This window comes from Paenibacillus sp. FSL L8-0333 (genome assembly GCF_037965665.1).
Classification (GTDB): Bacteria; Bacillota; Bacilli; order Paenibacillales; family Paenibacillaceae; genus Paenibacillus_AQ; species Paenibacillus_AQ odorifer.
Genome location: NZ_CP150186.1, coordinates 1315579 through 1337140, shown reverse-complemented (window position 1 = coordinate 1337140; position 21562 = coordinate 1315579). Strand labels below are relative to the sequence as shown.

At 44.5% G+C, this 21562-nt stretch carries 24 protein-coding genes; 2 read left to right on the top strand and 22 right to left on the bottom strand.

From position 1 onward, the window contains the following. The 12 genes from NYE72_RS05845 to NYE72_RS05790 all read right to left on the bottom strand — a co-directional run bounded on the left by NYE72_RS05845 (position 1) and on the right by NYE72_RS05790 (position 9488). Entirely contained in the window at positions 1-660 is a 660-nt protein-coding gene (locus NYE72_RS05845) for a hypothetical protein (RefSeq protein WP_339211471.1), read from the bottom strand. A gap of 36 nt (positions 661-696) precedes the next feature. Continuing rightward, positions 697-1194, bottom strand: a complete 498-nt coding sequence (locus NYE72_RS05840) for a hypothetical protein (protein WP_339211469.1) — start codon at positions 1192-1194, stop codon at positions 697-699. Positions 1195-1214: 20 nt separating this feature from the next. After that, positions 1215-1595, bottom strand: coding sequence for a hypothetical protein (locus NYE72_RS05835; RefSeq protein WP_339211467.1), 381 nt, complete (start codon positions 1593-1595; stop codon positions 1215-1217). 15 nt (positions 1596-1610) lie between these two features. Further along, complete coding sequence (locus NYE72_RS05830; RefSeq protein ID WP_155288092.1) at positions 1611-1754, bottom strand: hypothetical protein; 144 nt, start codon at positions 1752-1754, stop codon at positions 1611-1613. A gap of 5 nt (positions 1755-1759) precedes the next feature. Next, on the bottom strand, positions 1760-1969 hold the full coding sequence (locus tag NYE72_RS05825; protein WP_076316894.1) for a hypothetical protein: 210 nt from the start codon (positions 1967-1969) through the stop codon (positions 1760-1762). A 57-nt stretch (positions 1970-2026) separates the two neighbouring features. Further along, entirely contained in the window at positions 2027-2896 is an 870-nt protein-coding gene (locus NYE72_RS05820) for a hypothetical protein (RefSeq protein ID WP_076274600.1), read from the bottom strand. An 11-nt stretch (positions 2897-2907) separates the two neighbouring features. Next, complete coding sequence (locus NYE72_RS05815; RefSeq protein WP_339211465.1) at positions 2908-3957, bottom strand: hypothetical protein; 1050 nt, start codon at positions 3955-3957, stop codon at positions 2908-2910. Positions 3958-3969: 12 nt separating this feature from the next. Further along, the gene (locus tag NYE72_RS05810) at positions 3970-5415 is read right to left on the bottom strand and encodes an ATPase, T2SS/T4P/T4SS family (protein ID WP_036681708.1); all 1446 of its coding nucleotides are present in this window, start codon (positions 5413-5415) and stop codon (positions 3970-3972) included. Further along, positions 5412-6476: a hypothetical protein gene (locus NYE72_RS05805; RefSeq protein ID WP_038569124.1), complete on the bottom strand. Its 1065-nt coding sequence runs from the start codon at positions 6474-6476 to the stop codon at positions 5412-5414. Before NYE72_RS05805 ends, NYE72_RS05810 begins: the two co-directional genes overlap by 4 nt. Positions 6477-6488: 12 nt before the next feature. After that, positions 6489-7238 carry an SAF domain-containing protein gene (locus NYE72_RS05800; RefSeq protein ID WP_339211462.1) on the bottom strand — a complete coding sequence of 250 codons (750 nt, stop codon included), beginning with the start codon at positions 7236-7238 and terminating at the stop codon, positions 6489-6491. Positions 7239-7413: 175 nt separating this feature from the next. Beyond that, positions 7414-8313, bottom strand: a complete 900-nt coding sequence (gene purU, locus NYE72_RS05795; protein ID WP_036681703.1) for a formyltetrahydrofolate deformylase — start codon at positions 8311-8313, stop codon at positions 7414-7416. 65 nt (positions 8314-8378) lie between these two features. Beyond that, positions 8379-9488 carry a deoxyribonuclease IV gene (locus NYE72_RS05790; RefSeq protein WP_038569120.1) on the bottom strand — a complete coding sequence of 370 codons (1110 nt, stop codon included), beginning with the start codon at positions 9486-9488 and terminating at the stop codon, positions 8379-8381. A 172-nt stretch (positions 9489-9660) separates the two neighbouring features. Between NYE72_RS05790 and NYE72_RS05785 the strand changes: the two genes are divergently transcribed. Both NYE72_RS05785 and NYE72_RS05780 read left to right on the top strand, forming a co-directional pair. Next, positions 9661-10122 carry a DUF2621 domain-containing protein gene (locus tag NYE72_RS05785; RefSeq protein WP_036681700.1) on the top strand — a complete coding sequence of 154 codons (462 nt, stop codon included), beginning with the start codon at positions 9661-9663 and terminating at the stop codon, positions 10120-10122. Between the two features lie 48 nt (positions 10123-10170). Beyond that, a complete protein-coding gene (locus tag NYE72_RS05780; protein WP_305953632.1) occupies positions 10171-11073 on the top strand; it encodes a TIGR01777 family oxidoreductase in 903 nt (300 codons plus the stop codon). Between the two features lie 27 nt (positions 11074-11100). On the opposite strand, the gene NYE72_RS05775 is transcribed toward NYE72_RS05780, so the two are convergent. Genes NYE72_RS05775 through NYE72_RS05730 form a run of 10 tightly spaced genes read right to left on the bottom strand, consistent with a single transcriptional unit; the run spans position 11101 to position 21464 of the window. Then, entirely contained in the window at positions 11101-12678 is a 1578-nt protein-coding gene (locus NYE72_RS05775) for a DUF6382 domain-containing protein (protein WP_339211459.1), read from the bottom strand. A gap of 18 nt (positions 12679-12696) precedes the next feature. Further along, positions 12697-13206 carry an A24 family peptidase gene (locus NYE72_RS05770; protein WP_076316888.1) on the bottom strand — a complete coding sequence of 170 codons (510 nt, stop codon included), beginning with the start codon at positions 13204-13206 and terminating at the stop codon, positions 12697-12699. A gap of 25 nt (positions 13207-13231) precedes the next feature. Beyond that, on the bottom strand, positions 13232-14212 hold the full coding sequence (locus NYE72_RS05765) for a TadE/TadG family type IV pilus assembly protein (RefSeq protein ID WP_076272060.1): 981 nt from the start codon (positions 14210-14212) through the stop codon (positions 13232-13234). 18 nt (positions 14213-14230) lie between these two features. Continuing rightward, entirely contained in the window at positions 14231-16459 is a 2229-nt protein-coding gene (locus tag NYE72_RS05760; protein WP_339211456.1) for a hypothetical protein, read from the bottom strand. 27 nt (positions 16460-16486) lie between these two features. Then, positions 16487-17158 (bottom strand): TadE family protein, encoded by a 672-nt coding sequence (locus NYE72_RS05755; protein ID WP_235219464.1) that lies wholly within the window; start codon positions 17156-17158, stop codon positions 16487-16489. Further along, complete coding sequence (locus tag NYE72_RS05750; protein WP_036681690.1) at positions 17155-17343, bottom strand: Flp1 family type IVb pilin; 189 nt, start codon at positions 17341-17343, stop codon at positions 17155-17157. The genes NYE72_RS05755 and NYE72_RS05750 overlap by 4 nt, the downstream gene beginning before the upstream one ends. Positions 17344-17356: 13 nt before the next feature. Then, positions 17357-18229 (bottom strand): type II secretion system F family protein, encoded by an 873-nt coding sequence (locus NYE72_RS05745; RefSeq protein ID WP_076224668.1) that lies wholly within the window; start codon positions 18227-18229, stop codon positions 17357-17359. A 13-nt stretch (positions 18230-18242) separates the two neighbouring features. Next, complete coding sequence (locus NYE72_RS05740) at positions 18243-19046, bottom strand: type II secretion system F family protein (protein ID WP_076224665.1); 804 nt, start codon at positions 19044-19046, stop codon at positions 18243-18245. 29 nt (positions 19047-19075) lie between these two features. Beyond that, positions 19076-20308: a CpaF family protein gene (locus tag NYE72_RS05735; protein ID WP_076224663.1), complete on the bottom strand. Its 1233-nt coding sequence runs from the start codon at positions 20306-20308 to the stop codon at positions 19076-19078. Next, positions 20301-21464 carry a hypothetical protein gene (locus tag NYE72_RS05730; protein WP_076224660.1) on the bottom strand — a complete coding sequence of 388 codons (1164 nt, stop codon included), beginning with the start codon at positions 21462-21464 and terminating at the stop codon, positions 20301-20303. Before NYE72_RS05730 ends, NYE72_RS05735 begins: the two co-directional genes overlap by 8 nt. Between the last annotated feature and the right edge of the window lie 98 nt (positions 21465-21562).

The window sequence follows — 21562 nt, the reverse complement described above, 5'->3', positions numbered from 1 at the left end:
CTACTCCTGTGAGTTGACTACAAATTTCTCGTCGAATCCGCCTTCATGGAACAAACGAATGACAAGATATTTAAAATCCTGATCATATAAGAAGGCTTGGTAAGTGGTTAATTGTTCCCCTGGCTTAAGAGAATAATAATAAAAAGCATCTTTATTGTTCAATTTTTCCACATTTGCCTTTGGCCAAATTGCATCTATTCTCCCACCACTTGAGGAAAGGGTTAAACTCCACTTATCTTTTTGATCATTTAAGGATCTTTTAACAATTTTATTGCTGTTATTCTTAATCGTAATCTTTGTCCAAATGAAATGTTTAGGATTACTAACCATTCCTCCAAATGAGTCATATTTAAATTGTTTCACTAGATTTTGTGCATCTTTTGACTTGAAATCATAAATCATAAACTTCTCCAGCGTATAACTAAGCCCACCCGCCGTAACCGTAATCGGTAACTCCAAATCCTTTTTCAAACCATATTTACTTAAGTTATCCCTCATAATAGGTACTGGTGTAGCAGTAGATTTTACTGTAGTTGTAGTTGTTGGTGTAGCTGCGGCTATTGGTGTAACCGCTGCTGCGTTAGTAATCACGTTCTGCCCCAATACCATGCTAAGTAACATTGTCGTAGTCAAAACTGCCCTTACAATGGTCTTCTTCATCACTGAATCTCTCCCTTTTCTTTAATTGGCTTTTCACTACTTATTGATCTTATACTCCTGAACTGCTGGCACCCTGATGGGCTGTTGCGTTTTGGATCTGGAGATCAGAACCGGGTGCTCCGTCTCAATGACGGCAATAACCGAAGGACCTGCGATGTATTTGGTTATGCCATATTCGCTATCCTCGTATAAAAGTGGAAAATTCACGCCATCGGAATCGTCAATAATATCGAACTTCACAATCTTTACTTGTGTCTTAAAACGACTGCCCCCTTGGGGGGAAAGGCCGCTATCAAGGCCTAGATTGTTCTGTAGGGTTTGCTGAAAAGTATCGTACGCATCTTCGGGATCTATAATCAGACGACCACGAGTCAATTCGGTCTCATCTAATTCCTGTGCGGCATCGTGAACAGCGATATTATTTGCGTCTTTTAACATGCTGCGCAGCTGGTCCCACTCCTGATTCTGGATCTGAAAGAACCAGGAGTAGATAAAGATCAGTAGGACAAATGCCAGCTTAATAATGTAATCCATAAATTACGCTCATCCCTTAGTCAATCGAGATACTCACTCATAATTGATCCATGCCCATAATATCGAGTCGGCTGCGAAACCGTAGAAAAATTATAAGGAAACAGATTTATCCGCGGCGCGGTTACATACACATCAATTCGTTGCTTTCGCTCTTGAACGGTGTCTGTACTGCTCATAATTTCTATCGAAGCTTCAGAAAATCCAATCGCCTTCAGATTTGAAATTACTTCATTCCGCATAGAAGCTGTAACCATCCCCTCTGTTGCTGCTTTTTGTGTGATATAGGACGTATTAGCTTTGACCTGTAAATCTAGCAGATAATCTATGTAGGTGAAGATAGGCTGCAGGATAATAAACAGGACTAGCCACATGAACAATGCCCGGAGGACGGTCTCCTTCATTAGATACGCCTCCTTCTAATACTGTTCCACTTGCTTAGTATGTGAGATGATGTCGTCCTGACTGCTGCCGATCATATGCGTAGCTACCGTGACAAACATCCCCGCAATTATAAATCCAATGGCCAAAAACATAGCGACGGAAATAGAGTCTTTTTTCATCTGATTTATACCGAAACGTAAGTCATGGACATAGTTACAGCAGTTTGGCTAGGAACCAGCGGTTGAGTTAGAGATACCCCCGGGATCGTCGGTCTATTATCATCGGCAGCATTAATCACGTCACGCACCAGAGGAATCAAAATGGCAATTACGATGGCCACACACAAAAAACCGATAGCGATAAACAAACCTGTAGAAATAGCGTCTTTTTTCATTGTTAATTTCTCCCTTTTTATTTTAGGTTTTAAAAATAAGGTTGAATATACAATTTTTCACTGGAACATGCCGACTCCATTAAAATTTCCTTTGATTAGCAAAATGTACTGCATCGCCATCGCAACGATCATCAAAAAAGTAGCAATCGATGGAATAACATTAATAATCGTCGATAGATCACCGATGAATGACCATTTTTTTAAATACTGATCGCTGGAGATTTTGGAGATAACTTTGCCTTGTTCACGCAAATAGTTTGCAGCTTCCGTATCATCATCCATACCTTCTGTAGCCAGCAAAATGGACCGGATGTCATTAATAAAGTGATGGTTATCCGGAAATTTGGCACAAAACCATTCAATCGCCCCCTCCACACCCTCATCTACTGCCCGTTCTGACAGCTCATACAAGTCCTGACGTATATATTGAAAATGTCCCGCTGTACTCCCACAAAAAGCACCAAACTGCACATATCCGCGCTTACGTAGGCGATTATTCTCATAGAGGCGAATGAAGGAGATCAACTCGCCATCTTTTTGAATATTCGTCTTTTGGTGAAGCCACGCCAACACCCAACCAAGCGGAAGATAACGCATCGGACTGCTGATTACGAGAATAAGTAGAGCAATTAGAGGGTCATAGAATGAAAAAGGAACAGATCGGATGAAATTGCTGACGACTTGGCTAAATAAATAGATGATTGCCGCTGAATAACGAAATAGCGTAACTTTTCGAGCTGAAATTGATAAACCACATTCATTCAATAATTGCTGAAATCTATCACTCTGCACGCGTTCACCCAGCGCATTCCACCGTATGCCCAGTCGGACAAGATATCGTTCCTGCTTACTGCTGCTGCTCACAAACACAAGTAATGCGATATACACGATCCCGATCACTGTAATTAGTAGTAATAATCTATCCATAGTTCATCACCTTAGTGGTAGTCCAGTTTGGGTCTGGCAAGAATAGTACTGATCACAAAAGAGATAAAAAGGCCGGAGACGATCACCATCAAAAAGGAAAGACCTACCGTAGTTTCGAACTGCAGTTGAAAATAGACATCGGGCTTCAGCATATACATAAAGGTTCCAACCGTAGATACCAGCACCAGAAGATTCCCATATAAGCCAAGGCTGATCGCATCTCTGCTTCCTGTTTTTACAGTCAAAATCGTCTCTCTCTGCTGCTCCATAGAACGATTCAACAGCATTAGCGAGCTTTTTAAATAACGGGTTCCCTCCTTCTCGGCATAGAGCAAATCTGATATAAACTCTAAAGCGAAGGTGGTGCCAATCGCGCTGGAGAATCTCCCTGCCTCCTCAACAAGCTCCTTCTCATTACTGTAATTAGAAAATGCGGCACCTAGCAGCTTCAGAGGGCTCTTTAGTACATTTTTATCCGTAAGAAAATCCGCTGTCCGATCAAGGATCGAATCTACCGACAAATGTGTGAATTTGGTGGAGATTTTGACTACATCGAGGAGATCGTAGCTTCCATGTACCTTCCGCTGTGCATAGATGTATCTCATACGAAAATAAGGAATCGTCGCAGATATTACAGCTATAAAAAGCGGAAATCTCCACGCCCCCTGAATCGGCTGTCCCTCATTAAAAGTAATCCCCTCCAAAAAAGGATTGTTAAAACGCAACCTTCCAGGGAGCTCACTAAGTGTCAGTAGTCCTGATAAGAAAACCGCAATAAACAAAATGGCTGTACGCATAACAAAACGCATAACGCTAATGCCCGGTTCATACTTCCGGTGTACGAAATAGAGAAGCTTGTCCAGATGGCGGTAGAGCCACAGCCTTTTTTTAACCGAGCTGACTCTTTTGCCAAAAATACTCATCTTATGTTTAATTCGAAAATCCACTTTCTGGACTACCTGCCGTAAATGCCTTTCGATGAGCAGTTTGGTGAGTAACCACAGTCCCCACGCAATCCATAAATGAAGGACAAAACGAAAAATATACAATAGTAAATCCATAGCTGCACCTCCTCACTCATTAAGTACTATCTTAGATTTCAAGCTTTCTTTAAGCGGCTGATCCATCGGCTTTGTTGAAGCAAGTCGTCCCAGCTCTTTTTGGACAATCTGCGTAGCCTGCGCATTTTTCTTAGTCATTTTCAGCATCAGATTTTTCGTCAGCTTGTCATTGTAAGACCAACACATTTCCTGCGGCTCCCAGCGCATAAGATCATTAGCAAACACTGAATTTCTATCCTCTTCGTAAAAGATTTCTGATATTCGCGCCAGCCGCTTCTTCCCGTTCGGAACACTCTCCAAAATAAACACTAGCTCGCATGATTTCAGCGCAGAGATCAAATGCCCCTTAAGACTCCCGCCAATTCTTGTCGACACAGCAAACGCACCTTGATAAGGAATGTCCTCCGAATCCACGGTGTGGAAGGTTCCGGTAATCCCGTCGTATCCTTTTTCCCCACTCCACAAATAAAATTCCCACTCGTTATAACGCATCTCTGTCATATACAAAATATTTGGGTCATGCCGCAGCGACTCTACTCCCACCTCCATCAGTTCCTCATTCGCAGCTTGAATTGGAATAATCCGATGGCCTTTAATTTGATACGGTAAAATGGATTCCGGATGTTTCTCTATCATCACTACTCCCATGCAGGATGAAGAGCCAAGTAGTTGCTCACCAACGATCGTATTGGCAAAGGTTGTTTTTCCTGACCCTACAGCACCTGCAATAATGGTATTGCGAAACGTGGACGATAAAGCACGAATGAACTCAACCGCCTCTGCAGGAATACATTCCGTACCCGCTTGATCCTCCAAATCCAGGAATTCTACAACCTGTCGCCGCAGTGATATCGTAGTAAAACCCTCCCAGACCCTAGGTGATACCCAAATCGCAAGCCGAATAAATCTACCTGGCCAGAGCGGATCATCCATTTTGAACTCCACCGAAGGATTATCCTTGTTCAGCTTTTTATTGGGATCACTTTTTAGTAAGGAACGCTTCAGCTGCTCCACCCGATCCAGTGAAGGCATCTCATACGGATAAGCTATAAATTCACCTTTATAGTTATAAAAAATTTGCTTCCCAATCATTTGTAATCCAGTTGACTCGCTGTATGCACGATCAGTAAACCAACGATACGCTGGCCCAAAGCCCTTCCACTCGTGATACAGCGCCTCTGCCGCCGTTCGGTACGCTTCTGGAACCTTTCCAGTAAAAGGTGTTTTTCGTAAGTACTTCTCAATCTCATTCATAAAAAAACTAACTGCCTGCGGATCGCCAATCAAAGCCTTTGCATTTAGCTCGAAGTAAGCGTCATCCTCACGTTCTAATCCTTCGTTCATCTCGGTCTTCATTTTTTGTAAAAAAGCATAAAAATCTTCCTTGCCCGGTTTGCTAGTGCGTAACACGCTTTGTTTTAGAGAAAAGAGTGGACGACTCGCGAGAGTTTCAATCATAGAAATATCCCTTTCTTTTTGGCCTCTGGCGCTAATCCCATCGACACCAATAGAGAATGTACCTTATCATCCACATGCTGCAGCTCTTTTTTGCCTAGAGGCAAGCTTTCCTGCAAGGGCTGGTAATACGGTAACTCCAGCAAGATTTCAGTACCAAATCTAAGGGCCATATTTTTGGACGAAGATATTTCCTCCACATTACTGCGGTTAATGATCAGCTGGAAATCATGCGGACGCAGATCTATATGCCCCGTAAGCTCGAAAAGAGGTTCTAATCTGTATTCATGTTTAGGATGAGTGACAATCATGCGTAACGACGACTTTTGCATACCGACATACCACGCAGCACTCTCGGGAATTGAACCGAAATCAGCAATAACCACATCTGCATTTGCTCCAGCTCTAGCCAAGAAATATTCGATCTCCTCCTCCAGATAATCCTGAACACTTAAGTAGTCGTAATTTCCCGGTAGATACAAATAGCCATCCTGTCTAATCAATTGCTGGAAATCTTCATCATGAATCATCTTCCCTGTAAGCTTGGGGCGCAGTTTGTCTAGACTGATCGTAGCTTTGCGCTCATACCCGGGATCATATAGATCCAAACCAAGTACAAGAACACGTAGACCTGCCGCAGCAATTCGTCTTGCAAACAGCTTCGCCACACTTGTGCAACCAATGCCTGGACCTGAGCCAAAAAAACCAACCAAATTGCTCCGTTCCTCCCCATCCTCTTCCAGGATAAAACGAATCTTCTCTATCACTGCTGACGAGGTAGAACGAGGAGGAATAAAATATAGACCTAAGCTTTCACATAACATATGCACAGCTTGATAGCCCCGAATTCCCTTTTGCAGATATAAATACAGGATCATAGAGCTTGGATATTTGTATCGCAGCTCGCTAAGCGCTTGAACAGGTACCTGGTCACTAGTAACCATTAACATATGACCTTCGGTATGCGCCGGATCGGGATACACGTTTTGTGTAACTACATTAAATCCCGCGTTTTTGATATCATTAATCGTTAACTGATCTATGCCCAGACTAAATATTTTCAAGGCAATCTCCCCCTACTCTACCCGTACGATCCACAGCATTTTGCCCTGCTCCAAAAATTTCCCTAGCCTTTGACCCTCATTTTTCTTCAGCTTCAATTCTGGTGTCGCCACCTTGCCAGTAGAAGTGAATCGGTTATTGTTGTTACCTTTCTCAGAATCCTGCACATCATTATTGTCTTCTGTTCGCACATAGTTCACGGTAACTCCAGATAAGAAGATCTCTTTAGCAGGATCGCTAAGCCAGCTTTGTTCTTTCACCTGCTCCTCGTTTTCTTTTTCCCCTGTATTTGAAACGAGCGCCTCTCGCTGCTTCTCTCGATCACCTTCTACAAGATAAATGTCTACCTTATCCCGGCTTCGCAACGAACCATTAATGGCATAGATGGCCTCCTTCGGAATAGGAAATATACCTTCATCCCGCAAAGGCTCTAAATCACTAACATCCACCAGTGATGCTGTCAAAATACTACCGTTAGTCAGATTCACATTCGTAATTTTGTGCTCCACTTGTGCGATTTCCGTAATTACACCAGAGGGTATATCCTTGGTCTGAACAGAATCCAGATACAAATCACTTGCTTTCAGCTCATAATTTTTAGGTAGAGACTCCCCAGCTCCCACCTTAACTTTGACCACGGTTTGGGAAAGCACGTAGGGCTTGAAATAGAGATCATAACCTAGCAATCCCCCGAATCCAGTAATCAAAATGAGACTTGCGAAGAAATAATTACGTTTTAACAAACGTCCCCGCTGTAACGACAAACCTTCCACCTCCTTAACTACATGATTTTTGAGAACGACAAAAAGCACCTTGGCATAAATAGCCAAGCTGCTGGTAAAATGCTTTTTTACCTCATAGAGATTTAGAGAACTATTAAATTAAAGGGTTCCGGTGAAAGCCCTCGGGCATAATCGTTGCTTTCACCGGAGAATACCTTTATTTAAATACTACAGTTTTATTCTGATGGACGAGAATCCGGTCCTCGATATGCCATTTCACCGCACGAGCCAGAACAACACGTTCAATGGTACGTCCAATCCGTTTCAGCTCAATAACATCATCACTGTGGCTTACCCGCTGTACATCCTGTTCAATAATCGGTCCACCGTCTAGTTCTTCAGTAACATAGTGAGCAGTTGCCCCGATAATTTTCACCCCACGTTGATACGCTTGGGCGTATGGATTGCCGCCAATAAAGGCAGGCAGGAAAGAGTGATGAATATTAATAATCTGATGGCGATAATGCTCAATAAAGGACGGCGAAATAATCTGCATATACCGTGCCAATATAATAACATCGATATCGTCTCCGATGACCTCTAACTGGCGTTTTTCTGCTTCAGCCTTAGTATCCGCTGTGACTGGAATATGATGAAATGGAATGCCAAACGACTCGACATAAGATTTCATATCCAAATGGTTACTAACGACGAGGGCAATATCGGCATCGAGATCGCCCGCTTGCCACTGCCAGAGCAGTTCAACAAGACAATGGTCTTCTTTAGAGACGAATATGGCAAGTTTCTTCTTATGACGAACATTAAAGATCTTCCAGTCCATCTTAAAACGCTCCGCCACTCCGCCAAATTGAGAGCGAATCTCTTCCAGACGATCGCCTAATTCAGGTAGGTCAAACTCGACTCTCATAAAGAACATTCCACCATCTGGATCCATCGTATACTGATCTGACTGCACAATATTTGCGCCATGCTGATACAGAAAGTGTGATACAGCCGCCACAATTCCCGGTCCGTCAGGACAGGAAATGAGCATACGTGCCCGGTTGGAATAATGCTCGACACCTGACGAATTGTTTCTTTTTACGTGTAATTCCATGACCCTCTTCCCATCCTCTCATCTACATACGCAATCTGAAGTATAGCTTAAGCGTTCACGAGCACTTATTTGCCTGCTAACCAAGCAATTAAGCGATGATTAATAGCTTCCTCGCTTAGCTGCGGGAACAGCTGGGCAGCGACAACTTCATCGTATAGACGCTCCAGTGGTTCACGTGGATCAGCTTTTTTAGCTTTGGCATCGTTCTTCAGCAGCTCCCAGACATTAAGTACATATTGACGGGAATCGATCTCCTGCTTGGCAAAAAATTCACGTAATGTTTCAACATCCTGCACGAATTCCGCTCCAAACCGTTCAGCTACATTACCACGCAGCAAAGCGATCTCCACCTCATACATCGGACGTTGTGTCTTAGCATCTTTACCAATCCATGGGGTCTCCAGAATGAAAGGCAGACCTTCCAGCTTTTCATGGTGTACGATTTTGTTAATCGTATCAAAGCCAATCCAACCCGAGCCAATTGGAGTGTGACGGTCTTTGCGAGCGCCACATGGATTTTTACTGTCATTAATGTGGATTACACCAAGACGGTTCAATCCGATAGTCTCATCAAATTTGTTGAGAACACCGTCCAAATCATTAACGATATCATAGCCAGCATCATGAATGTGGCAAGTATCAAGACAGACCGACAGACGTTCGTTATGTTCGACCTTAGCAATAATAGAAGCGATTTCTTCAAAACTGCGGCCGATCTCTGTTCCCTTACCAGCCATAGTTTCTAAAGCGATATGCACTTCCGTTTCGTTCGTGCCTCCAAGCACCTCATTCAGACCATCTGCAATCCGCTGAATACCATATTCAGCATCTTTATCAGTGAACGCACCTGGATGTAATACAATATGCTTGACCTCAAGTGCATGGGTACGGCGAATTTCCTCTTGCAGGAAATCAACAGCCAGTTGATACGTATTCTCTTTATAGGAAGCGAGATTAATAATGTAAGGTGCATGGACAACAATCTCCTCTACACCATTCTCTTTCATAACCTGCTTCCCTTCGTTGGGATACATGGCATCAATCGGCTTGCGGCGCGTATTCTGCGGCGCTCCTGTATATATCATAAACGAGCTGGAACCATACTCATTTGCTTCATTTGCTGCGGTCAAAAGACCCTTGTCCGAGCAAGACACGTGTGAACCTATTTTCAGCATACTTCTTCCCTCTTTCCTTCACGAATTAACCCCTATTCTACCGTGATCGGAAAAATAAATCTAGACGAGGCCAATATGCCGGGTTCTGCTTCGCAAAACTTTGGAAATAAGCTATACTTTAATATGAGAATAATTCGTGTGAGAATCCTCATTGCCAAAAGGTGGTGTATGCATGTTTATCCAATCAGGACTTGGTTTATTATCCACACCGAGCAATTGGTTTATGAACTCTATCGCTTTCTGGACATTTATGCTGCTTGGTTCCATGTGTATCGGCGGTTTTTTTATGTTCCGCAAATTCCTAAAGGTCCTGCCCAAAGCTGATGGAAAGTCAAAGCTAGACTGGCAAAATTACTGGGTGGAACGTAGCCGCCCGCTCTGGAGTGACGAAACAAAGGCCTTTTTGGACCAGCTTGTTCAACCTGTACCTGGGCCATTTCGTGATATTGCGAAGCATTCTATTGCTGCCGAGATCGGAAAAATCGCAGTCGAGAGCAATGCAAAAGAAGTTACTCGCGATCACTGCATTAAAGGTTACATAGTTGCCACACCGCGGCGCGATAACCGTTTTCTTGTCAATTTTCTCGAAAAGAATAAAATCGATTACTCTGCTTACCAGCATTTGTTTAAGTAATTTTTAATGAATTGTACGATTTAGAACGGAGGCCCTCCTTTGAAATATGTGATATGTGGCGGCACCGGTTTTATAGGTAGCGAACTAGCAAAATACTGGCTGCAAGCAGGTAATGAAGTTGCTATTGTAGGTCGGAATTTACCAAAAGACGCAACAACAATTCATCCTAAGCTGAGTTACCACACCTGGGACAGTCTAAGTTCTAATCCCGCTCCAGTGGAAAATGCAGCTGCCCTAATTAATCTCGCCGGAGCTTCCCTTAGCCAGCGCTGGAGTCCAAGTCGCAAAAAAGCGATTATGCAGTCCCGACTTGCAACCGTTTCCGCAGCAGCTAAGTTAGTAGATCAAATGAAGCAAAAGCCTTCCGTAATCATTCAGGCTTCCGCCGTGGCGATTTACGGTACCTCTTTAGAGGATACTTTTAATGAGTCCTCACCAGCCCAGGTCATGGATTTCCCTTCAGAAGTAGTTAAGACATGGGAAGAGGCTTCAGATGAAACCTACCATGATATCCGCGTGGTCAAGCTGCGTACCGGAGTTGTGCTCGGCAATGAGAGCGGAGCATTCCCCAAAATGAAGCTGCCTTATTTATTAGGTTTTGGCGGAAACATTGGCTCTGGAAAGCAGTGGCTCTCTTGGATCCATCTGACGGATATCATCCGTCTAATTGATTTCTGTACGCAAAATCCAACGATTAACGGACCTGTTAATGCGACTGCTCCACATCCGGTAACGAACGAAGAGTTCGGCAGAACGATCGGCACAGTCTACAAACGGCCACATTGGTTCCCTTTACCAGCCTTCCTGTTAAAAACAGCAGCCGGAGAATTATCCGAAATCTTACTTAAAGGTCAGCGCGTCCTGCCCGCAGCGGCATTAAATCATGGCTTTGACTTTACCTTCCCTACACTTCAAGTCGCTTTAGAAGATTTGAAAAAACAAAAATTGTAGAGCCACATTCATCGTTAGAACTCACCTTCATACTGTATGAAATGTGTAGCTTCCTTTTATAATTTTAAATGTGGTCCCCTCTGTTAGTGGATACTCTTTATACGGGACCATGGCTTCACCTTGAAAAAGCGTTCCATTTCTGGAGTCAAGATCCTTCAGAATATATCCGCTGGTGCTTCTAGATATCTCAGCGTGTACTCTAGAGGCGCCTTCTGATCTTTCCACATATTGAGCCACCTCTGCCGATCGGCCGATAATGAAGCTAGTTCGATTTAACTCGATCATCTCTGCCTCTTCGCCCTCCTCACCGCTTCTTTGGAGATAAGGAATACTCCGATCCAGCTTTTCGATTTGTCGTCCTTGCTCAGGCGGTTTCTCCTGTGATAATAAGGTTGTTGGAGCTATTGCTTCTGGTGCTTTAACAGAACTTTGTTCCTCTGCTAGTGATTCATAACGTGTCGCCGGAACGCTAGCTGCTGAATCCGAGGATTGCGGAGTTATCTTTGGAATTGTTGCTGGAGAACGCGTAGAAGTCACAGGGTTCCTGCCAAAATTCCACTCCAATTCTTTTCGACTCGGATTACAGTTAGTATCTTCAGAATCCTCACCCAGGCCATCAACATCTTCTTTACCAACCTTTAGCCTTCCGCTCCAAACCATCCAGCTTAAAACAGCCAATACAATCGTCACAACTCCACAGACGGCAAGCCATAACGGCTTGGGACTATCCAAATATAGAAACTTCCACAGTAGTGCATCGCCTAATAGAAACCCTAGCACTATATAGGTTCTTGAGCTTGAGGCTTGTGGATTCGTTACCTGCTCATCCTCCAAGCTTAGAGACAGGCTCTCCTCCTCTTTTATCTTAAGATTAGGATAGCTGCTGATCCAAGGAGTAGCAGTCGGCTGCAGCTCCAATTCCTTATCTTCGCGATGCTCATATATTTTTCTTAATGGTGGAGCTGCTGCCTCTTTCACTAGATATTCTTTTACACCTTCATGAAGCTGTCTTTCAGGTGTAACGGGCTCTCTTTCTGTCAGCAACTCTGATAAAAGAATCTTTAAGCCAGCTGGAGTAAATCCCTCTTCACTGCAATATTGCAATAGTCTTTGCACACCACTGCCAGTAAGCTCTGTGATAGATGCCATTAACACCATAATCAGTGTCTTGAGTGACTCTCCAAGCTTTGAAACAGACTTACTCTCCTGAATGGGTATGTAGGTTAGGTATACTTTACCGCTCTGTAACGACCCTTCAATAAAAATGTAATCTGTATGCAAAGCATACTGTTCCGCCCGCAGCATATATAACCTGCCATCTTCCATGCCTTGGGCAATTTGCAGCAATAACCCGTAAAACGAGTTCATACTTAGCTTCTCTCCTTTGAGTAGATGACTAAGCATTTTTTTGCGTAAAACAGCGTATTCCATAGTAACCTTCATATCTATTTCTCTAAGTAACAGCCTCAAATGATGAGGAATGTCGGTGTTCATCAGCATGCGTGCCTGAATCAAATTAAGCTTCTCCGCAGGTATTCCTTCGGGTTCACCAAGGATCATATATATACCATCCTGTTGTATAAAATCATGGGTTAATCCGAACAACAAACATCAGCTCCCGAACTAAAAGTATAGATAAGCGCATATGGAACCAGGGATAACAGCCAGCATGAAAGGGAATTTCAACAGTTCACTATCGTTATTTTTTAATAGAAACGGACTCTTCCATAAAATGAATCCAGAAATTCTGCTGATGATCTTACGCGAACGACTGATCGCCTCCCGTCTCTTTAAAACAATTAGCCAGCCTATTAAAGCTCCAAATAGTACGGAGTACATCACGACTTGCAGCGTAAAAAACATCCCTGTCCACGCGCCGATTCCAGCAAAAAGCTTAACATCCCCCGCGCCAACCGCCCCTATTAAATGCATGATCAGAAGGACTGTAAATCCTACAGCAGCTCCCCCGAAAGCCCTCAGCAGTCCATGCCAGCTATTTATCACCCCTTGTGCGAGCAGACCAGTGAAAAAGCCTGACAAGGTGATCCAGTTTGGTATTCTCATCGACTTTAAATCTGTAATAAGTGCCGCTGCTAAAAACGGTAGACATCCCCAAAATGCCCACTCTGCCATTTATTACACTCCTTTTTCCACCCTTTCACTTCACTACTGTGAACATAACCTCAACAGATCTACCGTCATCCAGTTGTATAACAAACGGCCACGAGCCCGGTGTGGTATTTACGCCAATTTTCCATTCCCACTCGATATATCCATCTGCATCCGCTTGTTTCCAGCCTAAATATTTGGCAGTACTGCCCCCGCTCTTATAAAAGACTGACAAGCTGGCAGAAGCATCCGGCGGTATTCTGGCACGAACCTTGCCTTGCTTATTCGCTACAGCCGGGTTCGGCTTTTCTAAGATTTCAATGAATTCTTCTGGTTGGCCAGTACCGTTCCCCTCCTTGGTTGTGCCTTCTCCTGTATCCCCGATCCAGAGACGTTCAACAGCACTTGCTTCTAATACAATACTTTGGTTTAGAAAGGGGACTTTCATCGGCAGCTTATAACTAACCACTAGCCCAAGGTATGGACAAGTACCCTCTTTTAGCTCCGGCACCATAACATTGGATACATGAATTCGCTCATAATCCAGTAAATCTGATGTCAGGTATGGTTTCAATAAAGGTTTGATCGCAAGATCAAGTACACTTTCACTGGTCTCTGCCTGAAGCTTCTGCAACGGTCCCTCACCACTTTCTAAAGCGGACATAACCCACTCATTTAACGGATTGGGTAAAGACTCAGCATAACTATTGCCCCAATCAGTAAGTGACAAGCGAGGAATAGTCCAATTCAGGCCAGCAGAATGATCACTGTCATCCCACCCTGAATCATCACTTACTTCGCTGGATGTTCCCCATTTCTGCACCGCCAAAGCCGCAGGATACATATGAGTTGAAATAGACTTTACAGTGTCTGATGCTGTACTTTGCAAAGCTGTCGAATACAAGGTCATCTGTACGATAGATATCAGGAACAGGACGAATAGCAGGAAGAACGGAAGAATCATCGCCGCTTCTACTACCATGCTACCTTCTTCCTTGTCCTCCCCTCTGATTCCATACCCATCCCCCATCTCCTTACCAACCTCCCGCTAATAAGAATAATCAGCTTTTACTGCCCTCAGATACTTATTTCCTTGTACATCTCCCGGAAAACCAGCAGTATAATTCAACATTTTAACTACACCTGGCAGAAACCATAACTGCATTTGGAGCTTAATGTCCGATGATACATAGGTGTTTCTTTCCTCTGGATTTATTCCTGTGTTCAGTTGAATCAGAGCCAGCATCCGCGACAGCTGCACTTCCCCGCCTCCATGCATTATCATGAACAGTCGCAGATGATCACGGTAAGTCAGCTGCGCCGGCATATATTTAGATAAAGGAATCGCATCCTTCTCACAAAGCTGCAACATATCCTGAATGGCATGCTGGATTCCATACAACAGTGCCGCCGCTAGAACAGCCAGTGGATTTCCCAAGGTTGCCTTCTCTATAAAACCTTCCATCGTGCGAATGGACAACCTCATCGCGAATATTTCGGCATAGGCTGCAGCCACATTACCCGCGGGATTATGAAATCCGTATAAAATGTATTCCAGCTCCTGAGCGCGAGGATCAAGCTGATCTGTGAGCTCACTAGTGTCTTCCAGAGAATTCAGTGCCAGACTAGCTAACTTTGAAACATCAAAATGCTGAAAATAAAGCGCGGAATACTCCGTTTGAAAAAGCCTGTCTCTAGCGCCCCCCATAATGCCACTCATTGCTGCATAAATCCCGTCAATATCCTTCATCGCCGAACTTCCAGCAGCATAGGGATCTGAGGATACTTCAGATTTATCAGAGGATTGAGACTCCAATCCGTTGTTAAATGAAACATTGTCCTCATAAAATTGATGAAGGATTTGATAACGTTCCATCGAAGCTGCCGCTCCGCTACCTAGCATTCTAATCTTGTCCAGCAGTGCTCTAACCTCGCCCAGCTTGGATTTAGCTTCCCACTCTACTTGCTTACGTGCTTTATCCGAGCTGCGATGCTGTTCAAGAAAAGCCAAATCACTAGCGATTACACTTCCCTTCTTACCGTATTTTTTATAATAGTTGTCCACTACATGCGAAGCCCCTAGAACAGAGGAAATCATTTGGTAGGAATCGCCGTTGACTCCCAAAGCTTCCTGCAGCTCTGCTGACAATCCTGTTACCGTCGGTTCAATGGATTCGTACACACTTTGCTGCATAAATAAACTATTCTCCATACTACTAATGTCAGCCGAAGAGAGGATCAAGGCATCTTCCTGTTCATGCAGCTTTTTAAGTGGCTCAGCACTTATTTCCCCTGAACTTCCCGGAATATCCCAGTCTTTAGCAGGATCGTCCGCCAGATTTACGCCACTTATTCGGGAAGCTGCCAAAACATCTCTCATCTCGTCATTCAATTGCTGCGCCTTGTTTAACGCATCCTTCGCTTCCTCCATTGATTGTCCATGTTCTTCACGAAAGGTTGTTAATAAGGCTGGGAGCCGCGATAACATTTCTGAAGTTCGGCTCTGATAAAGTGCCAACTGATAAGTGTACTTTGCAGGCTTTTTACTATCACGATACAGATCGTCGTAATATTTCCCGAGATAGTCACTATACTGTGCTGGTATATCCGCGGCTGCTTGCATGCTTCCGAGCGAATGGGCCGAGATAGAATCCCCGGGCGGATTCATAATCCATAGCAGTATTCTTCTTCCACTCTCCGACGCTTGGCTTCTCCGCTCTAACATTAGATCCAAATTCTCTTCACGTTCATCATATAAAGGTTGCAGCTTACTAAGTAATTCGGTAGCTCTTGAGGCCTCTGCCATTACGCCTGACAGCGGTTTGAATTTACCTGCCAGCTCCAAGGCGAAATCTACCGGAGCCTTATACTTCATCTCTTCCAGTATTTGATGACGAAAAACATCATAACTTCCCAGCGGCCGGCTCCATTCCAAGGAGGAGGATTCCAGTGCAAAGGGTAAGAGATTGAACGTATCCCCCCGCCCACTTTTATGCAAATTTTCGTTGAGCACTTTGGACAGCAGCATATCTCCATTGCTATCACCAAATGCAAACAAACCGTACTTCTCTCGTAATTCAACATGATATGAAGACATAACAGAGCGGACACTGGCTCTCGCTAATCGTTCCTCCTGAACGTTGAACGCAGCAATTCGCGCATAATCAATCAGCACAGCAGTAAAAAGAAAGACGAAAGCCAGCACCATGATTAGAAAAATTGTAACTGAGCCTTCTGTTTTGCCCTTAGCAGGACAACCGGTAAATTTACTTTTCATTAAAACCCCCTCCCTTGAGCAGAGATTTTACTTATCCTGAAGCTTGGTCAGCATAGCAGAAGCATCCTTCTTATCCATGTAAACTGCTGATCCACTGCCCTCAGGGCCCCCTTTAAATTTAGCTCCGAAATAACGCATCAGGTCGACCGTACGAATAAACTCAACAGGCTCAACAATGATAGACTGGGCTTCAACAGTTGGTTTAGCCTCATCCGATAGAACCTTATCAAGCACAGGTAAGCTCAGTAGACGGTTTAACTCAGCACTTACTCTCCGTCCTGTAAGGCTGTGAGCATAACGCATAGTTCCTGGCATATTGTCCGGAATCATGGTAGACGAATGGCCCAGTTTAAGCACTGGCAAATCACCCTTATCTGATACTTCACCGGGCAACTCTATTGTCACGCCAGCACTGCCAGCTTCTGCACCGAATAATGAGGCTAGCAAGGCATCATCCCCAATTCTCCAATAAAGGGAGTCATACTCACCAGCCATGTAAGAACCAGAGACCTCCTTGTGACTGTTGTCCCAGTTGTAAGCCGCCCGCTCAGTAGCTCCTGAGGCCACTTGCAACAGCATGGACTTCTGATAGCTATACAAGCAAAAAAACAAAAGAAGCATCGTAATAAACATGACGATCGGCAACAGAAGTGAAGCTTCAATGGTAAAGCTGCCTTGATCACCCTTAAGCTTGTTCAATCGAATACTTCCTGGCTCTTTTCACCCGCCGTTTTAATTAAGGCTTCTACTACCTCTTGAATTTTGTCCTTAAACAAAAGAACAACCGCAATCAAGACAGCAATAATCAAAATCATCTCCAAAGTTCCTAAACCTTCCTCGTCTTCCCAAAAGTTCTTCATACTGTCCAACATTGTTGATACCATCAGCTTCAGCCTCCTACATTTTTAACATCAAAAATGCTGGCGTTCCCACCAGTACAATTACTATTAAAAAGATAACTACCATCGGGAAAACTAATTTGGAGGATGCCTGCTCTCCGCGCGTCCGGCTAAGTGCCTTTCGTTTATCCCACAGCATCCGCGACAGATCACGTAGCGATAGCACAAAATCCGCTCCGCCTCTGCGATAATTCAGCAGAACTGTCGTTGTGAATACCGATATCTCCTGCACAGCGCATCTCTTGCTGAAATTTTCAAACGCCTGCTGGAAGGAATATCCGCCCTCCCATTCACTAGTCATAATCATTAGCTCCTTATACAGAGGATGATTCGTATCCCCCCGGTGGCTTTCCACACAGCGAATAATAGCTCGTTGCACGGTCTCTCCTGCGCCAACCAACAACACAATACTGTTCAGCAGCTCTGGCAATTCGAGCATAATACTCTGCTCCCTTACCCTCACCTTTTTGTGCAGATCACTGACCATAGCGGTTGGTAGAGCAATTGCCAAAAAAGCACCCAATATCATACCTGCCTGTTCGCCACTAAATGCTGTGATCAAGCTTCCACCTACAAGCAACAGCCAGCTGTAACTTATCATCTCACCCATGAACAGCAGGGTCCGCTCTGCGCTATAACGCATCCCATAACTGCGCTGTAGAGAACGCTGAATTCTGAACAGCAGTGAGGGAAACCGACTGGCGATACCACTCTTCTCAATAAGCAGTAATAACGGTTCGCCTAACTTCCGAAGCCGTAATCCTTCCATAGGAAGACTGCGTAACGCGACATATCTGTTGCCGCATTGAATTCGCAGTAGAACCCAGACTATCAGCAAAATAACAGTAACCACCGCACATAGCCAGCGCATGTTTTCACCCCCTTCACAGTGGAATGTCCATTATTTTAGTAGTCCAGAGATAACATAGGAATAAAGCAACAAGCGCTATTGTCGATATGGCTATACCCGCTCCTGTATACATAGGTTGCATATATTCTCCAGCCGTCAAACTCATAAACATCACCATGATCAGCGGAGATATCAGCAGTGCCTTAGCCTCAAATTTCTTCTGAGCAATACTTACAGCAATATCCTGCTGAATATCCAGCTTCTCACCGATAATCGTTGATGTACGGCGCACCACTTCTACAAGATCACCACCAGTACGTTTACAGACCGAGAACACATCCGCGAATCGCTCGATGTCCTCCATTCCCGCTCTTTCACTAAAGTTCCGCAGCGCTTCTTCCACAGGCTGTCCATATTCCATGCGTGCACAGATAATGTTTAACTCGGAGATCATATCACTGCTTCCCTCCGGGTCGAGCATACGTAAATCCTGAACCGCCTCTCGGAATGCATTCTCCACCGAACGCCCAGCTGAAAGGGAGGAAGAAAGCGAAAATAACGTCTGCTTAAATTGTAAATTCAGTGCATTTCGACGTCTTTTCAGCAAATAGTTACGCAGCATACGCGGGGCATAAGCTCCGCATGGCATAAGCAGCAACGACAGCAGCCAATGATGATAAAAAAGATATCCAATTCCATACATCAGCAGTCCACCTGCAGTAAGGGTCAGAATCCTCTGCAGCAAGGTCAATTCGTATACCTTATAATCTGGCAACAAAGAAGGACCATCAGGATCCGCTTCTACAGGCTTTGCAGCAACAAATTTAAACTTAAGCATGACCTCCCCCCTTCTGGAATTTTGAATCTCTATTGAGCCAATGGATAGGAGGTTACGCCAGCCATCCTAAGCTTCGTTGTATGCAACAATGGATTACCACAGGGAAGCAGCCCCCCTTGCACCCGTCCCTCTCGTTCACCAGCTTCTTGAAATTCATATAAAGGATTCAAGATTACTTCCCCGTCTTTCAGCCCCGCAACCTCACTGATCTCCATCACCCGCCTGGAACGATCACGGAGACGTGATAAGTGTACGAAGATATCAATTGCCGATGAAATTTGCTGGCGAACAACAGCTACCGGAAGCTCCGCAGCACTCAGCACCATCGTCTCCAGTCGACTGACCATATCGTGTGCGCTGTTACTATGGCCCGAAGACAAGCTTCCATCGTGTCCGGTGTTCATCGCCTGCAGCATATCGAGACATTCCGCTCCCCGTACCTCCCCCACAACAATCCGGTTTGGGCGCATTCGCAGGGAAGTACGAATCAAATCCCGGATGGAAATCTCCCCTCTACCTTCCGTGTTGGCATTTCTGGTCTCCAGTGAAACAAGGTTCGGCACCGTAACAATCTGGAGTTCAGCGGAATCCTCTATCGTAATGACCCTCTCCTGTGGGGGGATATACTGAGATAACGCATTAAGAAATGTGGTCTTCCCAGAGCCGGTCCCGCCACTAATAAAAATATTGTATTTAGCAGCCACTAAGATTTGCAGCAGCTCTGCGGCTTCCAAGCTTAAGGCTTCACGACGGACTAAATCCTGCATCGTCATCGGTGTTTCAGGGAATTTACGAATGGTCATCGCCGGGCCCTTCAGAGCTACTGGCGGAAGCACGATATTTACACGCGATCCGTCTTTTAGCCGAGCGTCAACGATAGGAGAAGAGTCATTTACAACCCTGTTCACACCGGATACAACCGTCTGGATAATATCCTCTAACCTGCTGCTGGACTCAAATTCCAAATGAAGGCGACGAATCTGACCCTCCTCTTCTACAAAAATCTCAGTATGGCTGTTAATCATAATCTCAGTGATCGACGGATTATCCACTAAGGGCTGAAGCACATCCAACCCTCGAAAAGAATCGAACAATCTCTTCACGAGCTCATGTTTCTCCTGTGCTGTTAAATAACGCAGATTTTCGCTGTCCAAAATTGTCCTTTCAATATATTGGGTGAGTTCACGATTTCCAACTGCAGAAGTAACATCTAATCCTGCCCGGATGTCACTACGAAGTGCCTTAAACATTTCCTCATTCATGTAAACCCTTACCAGTGAATACTTGCGGAAGCGACGGTTCTATAATCTGCTTGCACAGCTGTAAGATCTCCCTTTGGAATTGTGGTGAGTTCAGAAAAAGCTCCTCACGATGCTGCAGTGTCCAAGATGGGATATATGGAAGTACACCTTCAACGATTATCCCTTCGGGAGGTGCCCACACCTCCAAACCATCTGCAGCAAAATTCACTGCAAATCTACTTTTATCCATCACTTGGGAGGGCATACCAGAATTAGGAGCATTACAATGGGATAGCCATCTCATGGTCTTATGAATGCTTACCTCATCATTTCTAACTACCCACAATAGAATTCCGCATTTATGTAACACAGCTTTGGCACGTTCTTCTTCAATACTGCCGGTATCTACAATCACTACGTCAAAATTCCTTTCGGCAACCAACAGCCCCAATAAATCTAGCGTATCCTGCGTAGTCATCTGCAGCATTTCTTTTACATTAATAATTGGCCTAAATGCAGCGCTTCGAAGGTGATCATACCTGATGACGTATTGTCCCAAATCAATCGTATCGGCTCCGCCCTTATCTCGACTAGCTTTGATTTCATAAAGGAGCCGCTCTAGTCCAGGCGTATCCCCTGCAGGGGGGCGCAAAAATAATCCACTGCTGTCCACACTTTCAAGATTCAAATAAAATACCGAAAGCCCCATTTCACCTAGCTGCTTAGCCATATTCATAGCTACTGTGGTTTTGCCCGTGTTCCCGCTTGAGGAGACGATACCGAGCAGCAGCGTTTCATCTAATACAGAGGAACCTCTAGCTCGTTTCACTTCACATAGCTGAAGAAATGCTCCCAGCAGAGAAGGCAGCGCCTGATACTTCGCAATCATAATGCCTCCAGCCAAGCTCTTAGAACTCCTGCTAAGATAAGCACCCTCCTCACTCAAAACTGCCCAAGGCACCTTATTTCTTCCCTCCACAAGCCAAGCCTCGATAAAAGTAACGTCACCTACAACAGCATCCGGCATATCCTCTCCCCTCATAAATTCGATAAAAGCATCCAGCCGGCTAAAAGCCGTAATTCGCAGCATTTCTCCATACTCACTATGATGAAGATAGTGTAGCAATGGTTCGATATATTGGCTTTCACGCACTGCGAGTACAATCCTTGCCGCCATAAAACCTCTCTCCTTTCGTAAGAAATTTATAAATATTATCAAAAAAAAGACAGCAAAAAAGCACCGACAATAACCGTGGATACGGTACATTGAACGGT